Source organism: Amycolatopsis sp. WAC 04197, assembly GCF_003947475.1.
GTDB classification, from domain to species: domain Bacteria; phylum Actinomycetota; class Actinomycetes; order Mycobacteriales; family Pseudonocardiaceae; genus Amycolatopsis; species Amycolatopsis japonica.
Map to the genome: position 1 here is coordinate 357477 of NZ_QHJK01000002.1, position 14058 is coordinate 371534.

Annotated in this window: 15 protein-coding genes; 8 read left to right on the forward strand and 7 right to left on the reverse strand. The window is 69.2% G+C overall.

Annotation, left to right across the window (positions count from 1 at the left end; translation table 11 throughout):
- Window positions 1-274 precede the first annotated feature (274 nt).
- Window positions 275-2440: a transglycosylase domain-containing protein gene (locus tag DMC64_RS08850; protein WP_125733153.1), complete on the reverse strand. Its 2166-nt coding sequence runs from the start codon at window positions 2438-2440 to the stop codon at window positions 275-277.
- A 350-nt stretch (window positions 2441-2790) separates the two neighbouring features.
- On the opposite strand from DMC64_RS08850, the gene DMC64_RS08855 reads away from it, so the two are divergent.
- On the forward strand, window positions 2791-3108 hold the full coding sequence (locus DMC64_RS08855) for a WhiB family transcriptional regulator (RefSeq protein WP_005166974.1): 318 nt from the start codon (window positions 2791-2793) through the stop codon (window positions 3106-3108).
- Window positions 3109-3173: 65 nt separating this feature from the next.
- On the opposite strand, the gene DMC64_RS08860 is transcribed toward DMC64_RS08855, so the two are convergent.
- Genes DMC64_RS08860 through DMC64_RS08875 form a run of 4 tightly spaced genes read right to left on the reverse strand, consistent with a single transcriptional unit; the run spans window position 3174 to window position 6557 of the window.
- On the reverse strand, window positions 3174-4304 hold the full coding sequence (locus tag DMC64_RS08860; protein WP_125733154.1) for an ArsA family ATPase: 1131 nt from the start codon (window positions 4302-4304) through the stop codon (window positions 3174-3176).
- Window positions 4304-5308, reverse strand: coding sequence for an ArsA-related P-loop ATPase (locus DMC64_RS08865; RefSeq protein ID WP_016337892.1), 1005 nt, complete (start codon window positions 5306-5308; stop codon window positions 4304-4306). Before DMC64_RS08865 ends, DMC64_RS08860 begins: the two co-directional genes overlap by 1 nt.
- 22 nt (window positions 5309-5330) lie before the next feature.
- Window positions 5331-5579, reverse strand: coding sequence for a hypothetical protein (locus tag DMC64_RS08870; protein ID WP_037335026.1), 249 nt, complete (start codon window positions 5577-5579; stop codon window positions 5331-5333).
- Window positions 5580-5612: 33 nt separating this feature from the next.
- Window positions 5613-6557 (reverse strand): triacylglycerol lipase, encoded by a 945-nt coding sequence (locus tag DMC64_RS08875; RefSeq protein ID WP_125733155.1) that lies wholly within the window; start codon window positions 6555-6557, stop codon window positions 5613-5615.
- Between the two features lie 129 nt (window positions 6558-6686).
- Here DMC64_RS08875 and DMC64_RS08880 point away from each other — a divergent pair, with 129 nt between their 5' ends.
- From DMC64_RS08880 to DMC64_RS08910, 7 genes are all read left to right on the forward strand, one after another.
- Window positions 6687-6848 carry a DUF4177 domain-containing protein gene (locus tag DMC64_RS08880; protein ID WP_005166970.1) on the forward strand — a complete coding sequence of 54 codons (162 nt, stop codon included), beginning with the start codon at window positions 6687-6689 and terminating at the stop codon, window positions 6846-6848.
- Between the two features lie 12 nt (window positions 6849-6860).
- Complete coding sequence (locus DMC64_RS08885) at window positions 6861-7316, forward strand: RidA family protein (protein ID WP_016337888.1); 456 nt, start codon at window positions 6861-6863, stop codon at window positions 7314-7316.
- Window positions 7316-7945, forward strand: coding sequence for a hypothetical protein (locus tag DMC64_RS08890; RefSeq protein WP_125733156.1), 630 nt, complete (start codon window positions 7316-7318; stop codon window positions 7943-7945). Before DMC64_RS08885 ends, DMC64_RS08890 begins: the two co-directional genes overlap by 1 nt.
- A gap of 38 nt (window positions 7946-7983) precedes the next feature.
- Window positions 7984-9135: a hypothetical protein gene (locus DMC64_RS08895; RefSeq protein WP_125733157.1), complete on the forward strand. Its 1152-nt coding sequence runs from the start codon at window positions 7984-7986 to the stop codon at window positions 9133-9135.
- Window positions 9136-9224: 89 nt separating this feature from the next.
- Window positions 9225-10037: an NUDIX domain-containing protein gene (locus DMC64_RS08900; RefSeq protein WP_038521071.1), complete on the forward strand. Its 813-nt coding sequence runs from the start codon at window positions 9225-9227 to the stop codon at window positions 10035-10037.
- Complete coding sequence (locus tag DMC64_RS08905) at window positions 10034-10804, forward strand: MBL fold metallo-hydrolase (protein WP_037335035.1); 771 nt, start codon at window positions 10034-10036, stop codon at window positions 10802-10804. Before DMC64_RS08900 ends, DMC64_RS08905 begins: the two co-directional genes overlap by 4 nt.
- Window positions 10801-11052: a glutaredoxin domain-containing protein gene (locus DMC64_RS08910; protein ID WP_034314716.1), complete on the forward strand. Its 252-nt coding sequence runs from the start codon at window positions 10801-10803 to the stop codon at window positions 11050-11052. Before DMC64_RS08905 ends, DMC64_RS08910 begins: the two co-directional genes overlap by 4 nt.
- A gap of 298 nt (window positions 11053-11350) precedes the next feature.
- Here the strand turns inward: DMC64_RS08910 and dnaN are convergent, their stop codons facing one another.
- Together dnaN and DMC64_RS08920 are read right to left on the reverse strand one after the other, a co-directional pair.
- A complete protein-coding gene (gene dnaN / locus DMC64_RS08915; RefSeq protein WP_125733158.1) occupies window positions 11351-12415 on the reverse strand; it encodes a DNA polymerase III subunit beta in 1065 nt (354 codons plus the stop codon).
- 9 nt (window positions 12416-12424) lie between these two features.
- Complete coding sequence (locus tag DMC64_RS08920; protein WP_125733666.1) at window positions 12425-13687, reverse strand: MFS transporter; 1263 nt, start codon at window positions 13685-13687, stop codon at window positions 12425-12427.
- Window positions 13688-14058 lie beyond the last annotated feature (371 nt).

A 14058-nucleotide genomic window follows, 5' to 3' on the forward strand; every position in this document is an offset into this window, starting at 1 on the left:
GTACCGTCGCCCCCGAAGTGCTTTTGTTACTGAGCGTGCTCACAATGTCCAGTTTACGTGCTCTCCGGTGGTGATCGTCCGCCCCCATTCCGGCGATCTCGGTAAATCGCTGGAATGGCCTCTTTTCTTCACCTTCCGTGGTCGGCGCGGAGTGTCGCGATCAACCGACATGGTCTCGTCGACCGCTGTTCCCCGTTAGGCCGCCAGGCGGTCACTCAAAGTTAGAGTGACGTGACACATCGTGATTTGCGCTGGTGAATGCCGCCCTTGCCGGTCAGCGTCCGCCGCCCATGTACTTGGGGTCCGGAGCCGGCAACGGCAGCGGTTCCTGACCGGCGAGGATCTTCGACATCGCCCCGAACCACGTCTGCGCCGGCGTCTTGCCACCGAACATGTTTTCGCAGCGGGTGTTGACGTTACCCGGGCCGAGGTAGCAGAGGCCGCCGTTTCCACCCTTCGGACGGAACACCATCGCCGCGCCCGCGAGCTGCGGGGTGGCCCCGAGGTAGGTTCCCGAGCCGTTGCTCTGCGTGGTCCCGGTCTTGCCCATCACCGGCCGGTTCCAGCCGACACCGTTCGCGGCGACGAACGACGTCCCACCGGGCTGGCTGTCCCTGCTCATGCCGACCGCGAGGGTGTTCGCGAGTCCTTCGGGCACCACCTGCTCGCAGGCGGCTTCCTTGACGGGCACCGGCTTTCCGTCCCGGTCGCTGACGCCGGACAGCGGGGTCGGCGGGCACCAGACGCCACCGCTCATGATCGTGGCGCCGACGTTCGCCAGCTCCAGTCCGCTCAGCGGAGCCGGGCCGAGGGTGAACGAGGCGTTTCCGGCCCAGCCGGGCCGCGGACCGAACGCCTGCAGCTGACTGGTGTTGGCACCGGGGTTGTCGGACTTCGGATCCACGGCGCCACCGCCGAGGTTGCTCGCCATGGTGTCGCGCATCCCGAGTTTGCGCGCCATCTCCACGATCGGCCCCGTACTCCCGACCTTCTCCTCGAGGGCCACGAACGCGGTGTTCGGCGAAGTCGCCAGCGCCTGCTGCAACGACATCTGTCCGCCCGCCGGGTTGTAGTCGCCCGCGTTGCCGAGGCAGTACCAGCGGGAGCGCAACGGAGGCCCGGTCGGAGCGCACTTGGGTCCACCACCGGCGAACACGCGGGAGGTGTAGAAGTCGGGCACTGGAAGGGGACTGTTGATCCCGGCCACACCGGCTTCCAATGCCGCAGCGGCGGTGAAGACCTTGTACGCCGATCCCGCACCACCGGTGTTGTAGACGCCGGAGGGCAACGCGAATGTCGTCTGTCCCTGGTCTTCGTGCAATCCGTAGTCGCGGTTCGCCGCCAGCGCGACGACCTCGTGCCGCTGTTTGCCCGGCTTCACCAAGGAAAGCGTGTTCGCGACGTTGTCCTGCGTCTTCTTGACCTGGGCCTCGGCCGACATCTTGGCCTCGTGGTTCGCCCGTTCGTCCAAAGTGGTCTGGATCCGGTAGCCGCCGGTGTAGAGATCGTCCTTCGTCATCCCGGATTTGAGGAGATAGTCCTCGACGTACTGGCAGAAGAAACCGTTCTCCGTGCCGGCGCCGACGCAGTTCGACGCGGGCTTCTGCGGGCCGCCTTCGACCACGCCGAGCGGCTCGGCCTTGAACCGTTCCGCGTCCGCCTTCGCGAGCTTCTGGTTGTCGACCATGCGGTCCAGCACCAGGTTTCGCCGTTCGGTCGCCTTCGCCGGGCTCTTCCACGGGTCGTTGACGGCCGGGTTGTTCACCAGACCGGCCAGCAAGGCCGCCTGCGGCACCGTGAGCTTCTCGACGGGCGTGTTGAAGTACGCGTTCGCAGCCGCGCCGACGCCGTAGATCTCACGCGAGAACTCGACGACGTTCAGGTAGCCGGTCAGGATCTGCATCTTGTTCAGCTTGGTTTCCAGCTGGATCGCGATGCGGGCTTCCTTCAGCTTCCGGGCGACCGACTGCTCCTGTGCGCGCTTCTGGCCCGGCTTGTCGTCCCGGTAGACGACGTTGATCAAGTAGTTCTTGACGTACTGCTGGGTCAGCGTCGACGCGCCCTGCGTGTCCCCGCCGGTGCTGTTGCTGACCGCCGCGCGCAGCGTGCCCTTCCAGTCCACCCCGTTGTGCTCGTAGAAGCGCTTGTCCTCGACGGAGATCAGCGCCCACTTCATGGCGTCGTTGATCTGCGTCTCGGTGGTCGGGATGCGGTACTGCTTGTACAGCGTCGCGATCTGCTTGCCGGTGTTGTCCGTGATCGTCGTCACCAACGGCGGCGGGATGTCCGCTAGGTCCGAAGATGTCTTGTCGACGGTCTCGCTCGCCTGATTCGACAGCACCCCCGCGGCACCCGCCACCGGGAACAACATCCCCGCGACCAGCACCCCCGCGAGCACACAAAGGCCAATGAGCTTCAGCAGACCGTCCGTTTTGCGCACGCGGACCAGGGTACGCGGATGCCGTTAGCCCACCGTGACGTCACCTAGCTGAAAGTGTGGATTCGGTTACGAAATCGACCCCATGAGGTGACGGCCGGTAGTCGGAGGCATTCTAGGGCTTGGCGGAGGGAACCGAGGGCCCTTACAGTCCGTCAACGTCTCACGTATGAAAAAGCCGACAGACGGGTGAGTGCGAGCGGCAGTCGCATTCGGCCGAACGGAGGCACCGGCACCGGGGAGGTGTCGGCTCAACCGACGTGAGCACACAGGGAGACACGCTCATGGGGGCAGGAGCGCAGGCTTTTCGTCCCCCCGTGGTGTGTCGAACACCAGGGTAGGGAGCTGGGGGTATGGAAACCAACCAGTCGAGCTGGCGAGTCAATGCGTCGTGCCGCGACACCGATCCGGACGGGTTGTTCGTCCGGGGGGCGGAACAGAACCGGGCCAAGGCGGTCTGCCTCGGTTGCCCGGTCAGGACGGAATGCCTCGCCGAAGCGCTCGATGGCCGGATCAACTTCGGTATCTGGGGAGGTATGACCGAACGGGAACGGCGGGCGCTGCTGCGGCGGCGGCCGGACGTTTCCAGCTGGGCGGACCTGCTTGAAGCGGCGAAGCGCAGTTTCACCGGGATCGACGAAGAGGAAGACGTGCGCGTCCGAGTCTCGTGATCGTGGTTCCGTGAAAAGGCCCCTTCCCTGAGTCCAAGGTAGGGAAGGGGCCCTTCACGAAAGACTCAGGACTGGGTGGCGAGCCTGGTGCCGATGTCGCGCAGGCCTTCGAGATCGTGCACGTCACTGGGGAGCGCTGGCACCCGCACCAGCGGGACCTCGGGATGCGCCCGCGTGAACCTGGCGAGCAGCCGCGTCTCCCGATCGGCCAGCGCGACCCGGTCCGCGTGCAGGCGAAGGACGGCTTCGGCCAGCGGAGCGCTGGTCTCGCCCTTCGCGAGCTGCTCGGCGGCCGCGACGGCTTCGGCACTGGAGAGCGGGGCGAGCACCGGATGCGTCCGGTTCGCGACCAGCCCCGCGAGCGGCATGCTCTCCTCCGAGAGCCGCTCCACGAAATAGGACGCCTCGCGCAGCGCGTCCGGCTCCGGCGCGGCCACCACCAGGAACGAAGTGCCGCCGGACCGCAGCAGCTCGGAGGTTTTGCGCGCGCGTTCGCGGAAGCCGCCGAACATGCTGTCGAAGGCCTGCATGAACGCCGAAGCGTCCGTCAGCAGCTGGCCGCCGATGATCGTCGAGACGGCCTTCGCGAACATCGAGAATCCGGCGTTGACGACCTTGCGCAGGCCCCAGCCGCCCGCCTTGGCCGGACCGGTGAGCAGCCGGATCATGCGGCCGTCGAGCGCGCTCGAAAGCCGTGTCGGCGCGTCGAGGAAGTCCAGCGCGGACCGGCTCGGCGGCGTGTCGACGATGATCAGATCCCACTCGTCGGTGGCCGCGAGCTGCCCCAGCTTCTCCATCGCCATGTACTCCTGCGTGCCGGAGAACGACGTGGAAATGGTCTGGTAGAAGGGGTTCTGCAGCAGCTGCTCGGCCCGTTCGGGGCCGGCGTGGACGCGCACCATGTCGTCGAAGGTGCGGCGCATGTCGAGCATCATCGCCCACAGCTCGCCCTTGGGCTCGAAACCTTCGACCTGCACCTGCTTCGGGTGATTGCCCAGTTCGCGCAGGCCGAGCGCCTGCGCCAGCCGCCGGGCCGGGTCGATGGTGAGCACCACCGTCTGCCGCCCGCGTTCGGCCGCGCGCAACGCGAGCGCCGCCGCGGTGGTCGTCTTGCCGACCCCGCCGGAGCCGCAGCACACGATGACCCGGCTCTCCGGATCGTCGATCAGCTTGTCGACCTCCAGGATGTCCGACATCAGCGCACCCCCTGCTCGGTCAGCGCTTCGGCGAGGTCGTAGAGCGCCGCGACGTCGACGCCGTCGGTCAGATCCGGCAGTTCGAGGCCCGGCAAGTCCGCCTCGGACAGCTGTTCGCGGGCGCGCTGCTCGGCCGCGACCCGCACGGCGTGCTCGACGGTCTCCTCGACGAGCGCGTCGAGGGTGCTTTCGGGCAGGTCGAGACCGGCCGACGCGAGCCCGGCGCGGACGCGCGAGGCGTCGACACGGCCGTCGGCCGCGGCGGTCACCGAGCGGGCGGGCAGCCGCGGCGGGCGCACCCGGTTCACCAGCACGGCGCCGGGACGCAGGTCGGCGCCGTCGAGTTCGGCGACCGCTTCGACGGTCTCCCGCACCGGCATCTCTTCCAGCAGCGTGACCAGGTGGACCGCGGTCTCACCGGAGTGCAGCAGCCGCACGACGCCGTCGGCCTGGCCGCGGATCGGGCCGGTTTTGGCGAGGTCGGTCAGGGCCTTGGTGACGTCGAGGAACTTCACGACCCGGCCGGTGGGCGGCGAGTCGACGACGACGGCGTCGTAGGTGTGGCGGCCGTCCGATTCGGTGCGGCCGACGCATTCCTTGATCTTCCCGGTGAGCAGGACGTCGCGAAGTCCGGGCGCCAGCGTGGTCGCGAACTCGATCGCGCCCATCCGCCGCAGCGTCCGCCCCGCGAAGCCGAGGTTGTAGAACATCTCGAAGTATTCGAGCAGCGCGGCCTCGACGTCGATGTGCAGGGCGCGCAGTTCGCCGCCGCCGGGGACGGCCGCGATGCGCTGCTCGGCGTACGGGAGCGGCTCGGTGTCGAAGAGCTGGGCGATGCCCTGGCGGCCTTCGACCTCGATCAGCAGCACTCGGCGCCCGCCCTTGGCGAGGGCGAGGCCCAGCGAGGCGGCGAGCGTGGTCTTGCCCGTCCCGCCCTTACCGGTGACGAAATGCAGCCTGGCTCTCGCGAGTTCGTCGGTCCAGCCGGCAAGGGGTGTGCTCACCGGTCCCACCCTAATTGAGCGATCAGCTCGCCAGCATCATGACGCCGAGCGCGGCCACGACCAATCCCACGACGCACCAGGTCAGGACGCCGGGCAGCACCGTGAGCATCACCACACCGAGCAGCAGGAGCGCCACTAGGGCCACCGCGCCGGTGCTCGCGACCGTCGCCGAACGGCCCGTGCGGTCCCGCGCCTTGGCCATCAGGACCAGCACCAGCGGCAGCCCGGCCGCGGCGAGCAGGACGGTCGCGACCACACGCCAGGTCTCCACGGGCCCACCGTAGCGGTGCCGAACGCGCTTCCGTCAGCTCCCGACGGGGGTCGCGGGCACGCAGGGGACCGGCTTCGCGTGCGCCGGGTCCAGCGCGTTGAGGACGTGCCCGGCGGCGTTGCGGTCGGCGGCGACCCCGGCGTGCTCGGCCAGGTCCAGCAGACAGCTGTCCTGCAGCACGATGTTCTTCACGTTCGGGCCGGTGCCCATCCCGCTCGTGTACGGGACGACGGCCTCGTCGTACCGGGTCATGATGTTCGTGTAGGTCACGCCCGGCTGGAAGACGCCGTTGCCCGACCGCAGGTTCGTCAGGAACTCCGAGCCGCGCAGGAACTGGCGGCACGAACCGCAGAGCGGGTCGAGGATGCCGTTGAAGCCGGGCGCGAGCCCCAGTGCGCCCGCGAGCGCGTACAGATGCGAGGCGCCGAACAACGTCGTGCCGTTCCAGAGCGGGGTCAGGCTGACGTACTTGTCCACTTTGGACGCTCCGCCGAGGAACTTCACATAGTAAGAAGGCATCAGCGTGCCCTCGGAATGCCCGAGGATGTCCACCTTGGACGCGCCGGTCGCGCCGCGCACCTTGTCGATGAACGCGGAAAGCTCCTTCGCGCTCTGCTCCATCGGCAGCAGCCCGCCGGGCTGGTAGATCGGCAGTGGCTCACCGGGGACGCCGTAGGTGAGGGAGAAGACGCAGTACCCCTGGTTCTTGAGAAGCGGGCCGAACGTCTGCCAGTTCACCGTCTGGTTGGCGCCGAGCCCGTGGGTGAGCACCACCGGGTTCGGATGGGCCGCGCTCGGGCGGCAGTCGAAGTCGTTCGCGCCGGGTGGCGGGCCGCCGGGGTTCGCCGCTTGCGCGGGCAGTGCCGCGGCCAGCGTCCACGGGACGGGGAGTTCCTCGTCGGCGGTCGCGGGGGAAGCGCAGATCAGGGCAAGGGCCGCGGCCAGGAAGGTGGCGGCGAGGGACTTCGTCGTCCGCATGTCGGCGTCCTATCTACTCCCGAGTAGGTGTGAAGTGAACCACATCGACGGGAATTCGGCGAACCGTCCGCGAGAGGGTTTTCCGCATGTGTGTCGGGCGCCCTTGCCGGTTTGGCTACGCTCCCGGGCATGAGCGCCACCAAGTGGGAGTACGCGACCGTCCCCCTGTTGATCCACGCCACCAAGCAGATCCTCGACCAGTGGGGCGAGGACGGCTGGGAGCTCGTCACCGTGCTCCCGAACCCGACCGGCGAGCAGCACGTCGCCTACCTCAAACGAGCGAAGAACTGAGGGATTGAAGCCATGACCTGGAGCGATCGACTCGCCGAGCTCGGCATCGAACTGCCGGCCGTCGCCGCCCCGCTGGCGGCCTACGTGCCCGCGGTCCGCACCGGTTCGCACGTCTACACGGCCGGGCAGCTGCCCTTCGTGAAGGGTGAGCTCGAAGCGACCGGCAAGGTCGGCGCCGAGGTCAGCCCCGAAGAGGCGAAGCAGTACGCGCGGACGTCGATCCTCAACGCCCTCGCCGCGGTCGACTCGGTCGCCGGTATCGACAACGTCGTGCGGGTGGTCAAGGTCGTCGGGTTCGTGGCGTCCGCGGAGGGCTTCACCGGCCAGCCCGCGGTGATCAACGGGGCGTCCGAGCTGCTGGGCGAGATCTTCGGTGAGGCGGGCATCCACGCCCGGTCGGCCGTCGGCGTCGCCGAGCTGCCGATCGGGGCACCGGTCGAGATCGAACTGATCGTGGAGGTGAAGTGATGGACCCGGACATCGAACGGTCCTCGCACGAGCTCCTGCTCCGGCTGGCCGGACGGCTGCCGGACCAGCTCTTGTGGCGGTTCCGTGACTGGCTGGGCGAAGGTGCGATGGGCACGCTCGCGCGGACCCTGCCCAGGTCTTTGCTTAAGCACAGGATCGACCTGGATCAAACCGAGTATCGCCTGCTAGTCGCCGGGCTCATCCCTCACGGAGCCGACTGGCATCAGGTGAGTTCCACCCTGGGGGTAGACGACGTCACCGAGACCAGGTACACATTCACGCAGAGTGCGCCCGAATGGGTGAACTCCGTCGACTCTGTGTCCGTATTGATCCACGCGACGTTGCGAGGACGGCCGGATGTGGGTGAAGTGCGGCAAAGCTGGCGACACCTCGGTGTGGTCGGCGAGGGTGGGGCGAAACGAGTCCTCCTGGTCACGGCGACGAACGGGTTGCCGAGGCTGACCGGTGAACTGCAGCGCGTCCTGCGCGTGCTGGGTGACGAGGAGCCCGGCGTCGAGGTTCTCCCGCCGAGCATCGACCTCACCGGCTATCACCGCACCGCGCTCACCAACTCCGAGCTGATCTGCGTGGGCGCGGTGGACACCGGAAGTCGGCTGGTCGCCGCTTAACGCTCGCTCCACCAGGCGAGCCGGGAGGGAGCAGAGCAATGGTGGAGGTCCACGACGGCCCGCCCATGGACGGGTTCTCGGTGCCCCTGCGCCTGCACAACCTGTTACTGGCCCTGGCGGGTCGTATCGACGACAGTGCTTTGACCGAAGCGCGTGAGCTGATCGCGCGTGCGCACATCGACGAAGCGGTGGAGCTCACCACCGGCACCCTGATCGCGGGGAAGATCCCGGTGAGCTCCTCCGAACAGCGTGAACTCGCGCTCGTCCTCGAGATGAGCCGGTCCGACGCCACCCTCGCGAACGACCTGCTGGTCGTCGAGGAGGACGAGCCGGTGCTCACCCACCGGTTCACCGGGGAGAACCAGCCCGAGTTCGGCCTCGCCGAGGCGCTCGACCGCACGCTGCAGGTGCTGCCGGACGTCCGGTCGGTGCACGCGGTGTGGCGGAACACGCCGGCGGGCAGTGTGCCCGGCGCGCTGCCGCAGCGGGTGGTCCTGGTCGAGATCGGGCCCGAGGGCAACCCGCCCGCGGTCGCGTTCCGCGTGGACACCGCGCTTCGCCGCGCGGGTATCCGTTCGGTCGTCGAGGTCGCGGGCCCGGGCGTCGCGCGGTCCGCGTACCACCAGGCCGCGTCTTCGGCCGCGAGTCCTGTCTGGGTCACCGGGAGTACCCACTCCAGTGACTTTCGGTCCGAACCGGTGACTCCGCCGCCCGCTCCCGCCCCGGCTCCCGAGCCGGTCAAGGAGCAGCCGAGCAGGCACGGGCTGCGTCCGGTGAGCGGCGGGAGCCACGAACCGGCCGAGCCGATCGCGCCGGTGGTGCCGATCGTGCAGCAGGCGCCCGCGGCGACGACGTCTTCCTCGTCTTCGTCGGAGTCGGCACCGCCGCGCAAGTCGCGGGCGGAGACCCGTGCCGAGCGCACGGCCGACCTGACCCCGGCCGAGGTGGCGCAGCTTCGCCAGGCGCTCAAGGAGGACCCCGAAAAGGGCCGCGAGATCGCCACGGGCAAGCCGAGCATGCACGAGGTCGTCGAGCTGCCCGCTCTCGATCTCGACGATCCCAGCCTGAGCGAGCGCGACCGCGCGCTCCTGCGCGAGCTGCACGCCGAGCTCGCCGAACGGGAGCGCGCCGAAGCGGCGAAGATCCGGCTGAATGGCGCTTCGCGCAGCAGCGGCTCAAGCTGGTCCTGACGAGTCCCACGCGTTTCGTCCTCTGGATGCGGTAGTTGCACGCGCAACGATCGCAACCAGAGGACGAAACGCGATGTTAGGTTGCGGGTGTGGCTGAAGAACTGACATTCGACATCCCGGTGGGGGCCGGGGTGGGCACCCGCGCCAACGCCGACGGCGAGCCTGTGACGCCCAAGGACGCGGCGACCGTGATCCTCCTCCGCGACGGCACCGAAGGCGTCGAGGTCTTCCTGCAGCACCGGGTGAAGGGCATGCCCTTCGCGGGCGGCATGACGGTCTTCCCCGGCGGCGGCGTGGATTCCCGCGATGTCGACACCTCCGTGAGCTGGGCCGGCCCCGAGCCCGCCTGGTGGGCGGAACGCTTCGGCTGCGACGAGTCGCTGGCCCGCGCCCTGGTGTGCGCGGCCGTGCGGGAGACGTTCGAGGAGTCGGGCGTACTGCTCGCGAGCACCGGCGACACGGTCGTCACCGACACGACGCCGTATCACGACGCCCGCGAAAAGCTGGTCTCCCGCGAACTGTCGCTCGCCGCCTTCCTCGAAGCGAACGGCCTGACGCTGCGCGCGGATCTCTTGCGCCCGTGGGCGAACTGGGTGACCCCGCCGCAGGAACCGCGCCGCTACGACACCTGCTTCTTCGTCGCCGTGCTGCCCGAGGGCCAGCAGGCGGACGGCGCCACCTCCGAGGCCGTCAGCTCCGGCTGGCAGCGGCCCGAAGAGGCCATCGCCGATGCCAAGGAAGGCCGCCGCATGCTCATGCCACCGACCTGGCTCACGCTCGCGGAACTCGGCGAGTTCGAGTCGTCGGCCGCGGCTCAGGCCGCCGAGCGCGAAATCTCGAAAATCATGCCGACGCTGGTGCGCGACGGCGACAAGGTCCGCGTCATCCTGGACCCGGCGTGAGTGCCCCCGCGTACGGCGTGCTGCGCCGGATCACGCCGACGACTTCCGTGCTGCTGGAGAACAATCCTTCGTCGATGACGTTGGAGGGCACCAACTCCTGGGTGCTGCGCGGCCCCGGAGCTTCAGGTTCCGTGGTCGTCGACCCCGGTCACGAGGACATCGAGCATCTGACGCGGCTGGCGGAGACCGGCGCCGTCGAGCTGATCGTGCTCACCCACCATCACCCCGACCACGCCGAGGGCGCGCCCTGGTTCGCCGAGCGCGTCGGCGCCCCCGTGCGGGCCTTCGACGAGAAGCTCTGCATCGGCGGGAAGTCCCTTGTGGACGGTGAGGTGATCGAGGCGGGCGGTGTCCGGCTGTCGGTGCTGCACACGCCGGGCCATACCGGCGACTCGATCTGCCTGGTGTCCGACGGCCAGATCCTGACCGGCGACACCATCCTCGGCCGCGGCACCACCGTGCTGCACGACCTCGGCGACTACCTGCGCTCGCTGCGGAAGCTCATCGGGCTGCCCGACGGCACCGTCGGCCTGCCGGGACACGGCCCGGAACTGCCCGATCTGGCCGCGACCGCGCGCGAATACCTGGCACACCGGGAAGAACGGCTCGACCAGGTGCGTTCGGCACTGGAGACACTCGGCGCGGACGCCACCCCGCGCCAGGTGGTCGAGGTCGTCTACGCCGACGTCGACAAGGCTTTGTGGGCGCCCGCAGAATGGAGTGTGCGGGCGCAGTTGGACTACCTGAGGTCGGAGGACGGCGAATGAGTGACGTCGAGGTCGAGTTCTACTGGCGCCCCGGATGCGGATTCTGCGCCGCGCTGGAGCGGCCGCTGTCGAAGAGCGGCTTCAAGGTGAAGCGGGTCAACATCTGGGAGGACCCGGACGCCGCCGCCCGCGTGCGTTCGGTGGCGAACGGGAACGAGGTCGTGCCGACGGTCTTCGTGGGCTCGAAGGCGATGGTGAACCCTTCGTTCGGGGAGATCGAGGCCGCGGTGAAGGCCGCCTCCGCCTGACCCCGCAGCGTGCTATGAAAGGTCCTTTCCTTGCAAAATTTGCAAGGAAAGGACCTTTCATGGCGTTCAGTACCGGACGACGCGTCGAGCTTCGGTGTCGCGAAAGCCACTTTGGGGACATCAGACGTCGCGAAAGTGGCTTTCGCGACACCTCCCGGGAGGAGCTGGCGTACCATCCGGGCCGAACGCCTACCCGCCTCAACTGTGTTGCGAAAGCCACTTTCGCAACCTTCAACGTTGTGAAAGCCACTTTCGCAACACGCCGCCGAGTCGCCCCGGCCATGTACGAAGGCGGGTGTCAGCGCGGCAGCATCGGCATGACGTAGTACGTCAGCTCCACCTCGCCCGGCTCCACCGCGCGGATGACGCAGGCGCGCATCCCTGGCTGGATGTCCAGCCGCACCCGCTCCCCGGCGAAACCCTGCAGCGCGTCCAGCAGGTAGCGCGCCTGGAACGAGGGCGACGTCCGGCCGCCGGACACCTCCGCCTTCAGTGTTTCCTCCGCCTCACCGGTGTTCTGCTTGGCACTGGCCAGCCGCAGATGCGCGTCGCCGACTTCCAGCGTCAGCACTCGGCGATCGTCCGCGTAGACGCCGACGCGGCGCACGGCGGCGGCCAGCGCGTCGGCGGAAACCTCGACTGTCGTGTCCACAGTGGACGATTCGATCAGCTTCTCCGACAGGAAACCCGCGTCGAGCACGGCGGTGGTGACGGCGACCCCGGCCCAGCTCAGCCCGAATCGGGTGCCGTCGCCGTGCAGGCCGACGGTGCCGCGCGCCTGCTTCGCCGTCTCGGCGAGCAGGCCCGCCGGGACCAGTGCGTCGATCGGCTCGCCCGCGGAGCGCAGCGGCAAGGTGGCCACGGCCATCCGGTAGCGGTCGGACGCCGTCAGCCGCAGCTCGCGGCTGAAGCTCTGCACGCGGACGCCGGTGAACATCGGCAGCGCGTCGTCCTTCGCCGCCGTGCCCGCGACGGTGCGCAACGCGGTCACGAGCGCGTGACCGTCCACTTCGGACACCTTCGGCGGCATGTCCGGGAGGTTCAGCTCACGGCTCAGCAACGGCAGCGCGTAGCGCCCGCCCTCCACCCGCACGGCCAGCCGCGAACCCTCGACGACCAGGCGCACCAGGTCGTCGTCGAGCATGCGCAGCGTCTCCGCCAGTGGCCCGGCGGGGACGAGGACCTCGCCATCGGTGTGGACCATGGCCTCGGCGGTCAGGCGGACGGCTCGTTCGCTGTCGTTGCCGCCGACGGTCAGCCCGTCTTTTCCGGCGCGCAGCAGCAGGCCGGAACGGGCCGACAGCAGCCGGGCGGCGGCGGAGACGGCTGACGAGAGGGGGCGGGTGGCGGCGGTCAGGTCCATGCCCGCAAGCTAGCGGGCGGCACCGACAAGTTCGGGCGCTTCGGCGGCGGCCGCGGCGGGCTGCGGGCGGAAGGTGCCGCGCAGCAGCCACACCACCGCGGCGAGCGCGAACCCGACACCGCCGGCGGCGAGGAACGCCGCTTCGTGTCCGGCGTGCTCGACGAGGTAGCCGCTGATCGACTGCCCGAACGCGAGGCCGAGGGTCACCGCGGTGAGCACCCAGCCGAACGCCTCGGCCGCCGTGCCCTTCGGCGCGGCGATCTCGATGGCCGCCGAGTGCGTCGTCGACTGCGGCGTGATGAGCGCGCCCGCGGCGAGCATGGCGAGCGCGAGGCCCCAGAGCGAACCCGGCAGCGCGAGCAGCGCCACCAGCGCGCCGAACCCGGCCAACAGCACCGGCAGCCGCAGGCCCATCTGACGCGGCCACGGGCGCAGGCTGTACGCCACCCCGAACGCGACCGAGCTGACTGACCACGCCGAAAGCAGCAGACCGCCGATGGAGGTGTTCCCCGCCTCGGTCGCGGCCGCCGGGACGGCGACCTCGACGAACCCGATCACGGCGCCGAAGCCCAGTGCGGCGATCGCCAGCGTGCGCATCCCGGGGCTGGCCAGCGCGCCGAGCAGTTTGCCGCCCGTCGACGGCGACGGCCCCCACGCGCGCACGGTCGGGCTCAGCGCGAACAGGACGGCGCCCGCGATCATGGTCAGCGAGCCGGTCACGATGCCGGTGCCCGCCCACGGCGCGGCGATCAGCAGCCCCGCGAACCCGGGGCCGAGGATGAAGAAGACCTCCATGCTGATCGCCTCGTAGGAGAACGCGGCGTTGCGCGTCGGCCCGGCGGGCAGCAGTCGTGTCCACAGCGCCCGCGAGGCCGAACCGACCATCGGTTCCGTGATCCCGGTGCCGAAGGCCAGCGGGACCAGCACGAGCGTCGGGGCGTGCGCCTCGATCGCGAACACCAGCCCGGTCATCGCCAGCGCGAAGAGCATCGTGGTGGTCAGCAGCGGCCGCGTCGGCCCGAACCGGTCGATGAGCCGTCCCTGCACGACCGCGCCCACGGAGACGCCCACCAGCGACCCGGCCGACACCAGTCCGGCCGCGGCGAAGGAGCCCGTCTCACGCTGGACGTAGAGCAGCGCGGAGATACCGATCATCGCGATCGGCAGGCGGGCGAGCAGCGACGCGATCACCGCCCCGCGGGATCCGGGCGCGGTCAGCGCGGCGCGGTAGTCGGCGAGGGAGGTGCGGTGGTTCTCGGCGGAAGCGGACACAGACTGGGACACGCGTACCAGTATGAACACTTTGGTACGCGAGTACCAGATCTGCGGCGGTAAGTTTGGTCACCACCGGATCCGGGTACTGCGGACCACGAATCCTCCGGGTTCGTCACGATCAGGTAACAGTCGGTCGATTCTGGGTCATTCGGGGCAACAAATCGACGCAGATGGCGTCCTTGAGAGTGAAAGAACTTGAGTTCACGGCCGATGGCCGTGGATGGTTGTACGACAAACACACAGCTTCCAGCTCCCTCCGGCGTACGGGTCGGGGCCTTGTTCCGGAGGGCGGGGAGCGCGGATCGTCGGGGGATGGTCCGCGCACAGCGAAGAGCCGGTGCGCCACGTCGGGGGTGGCGCCCGGCTCT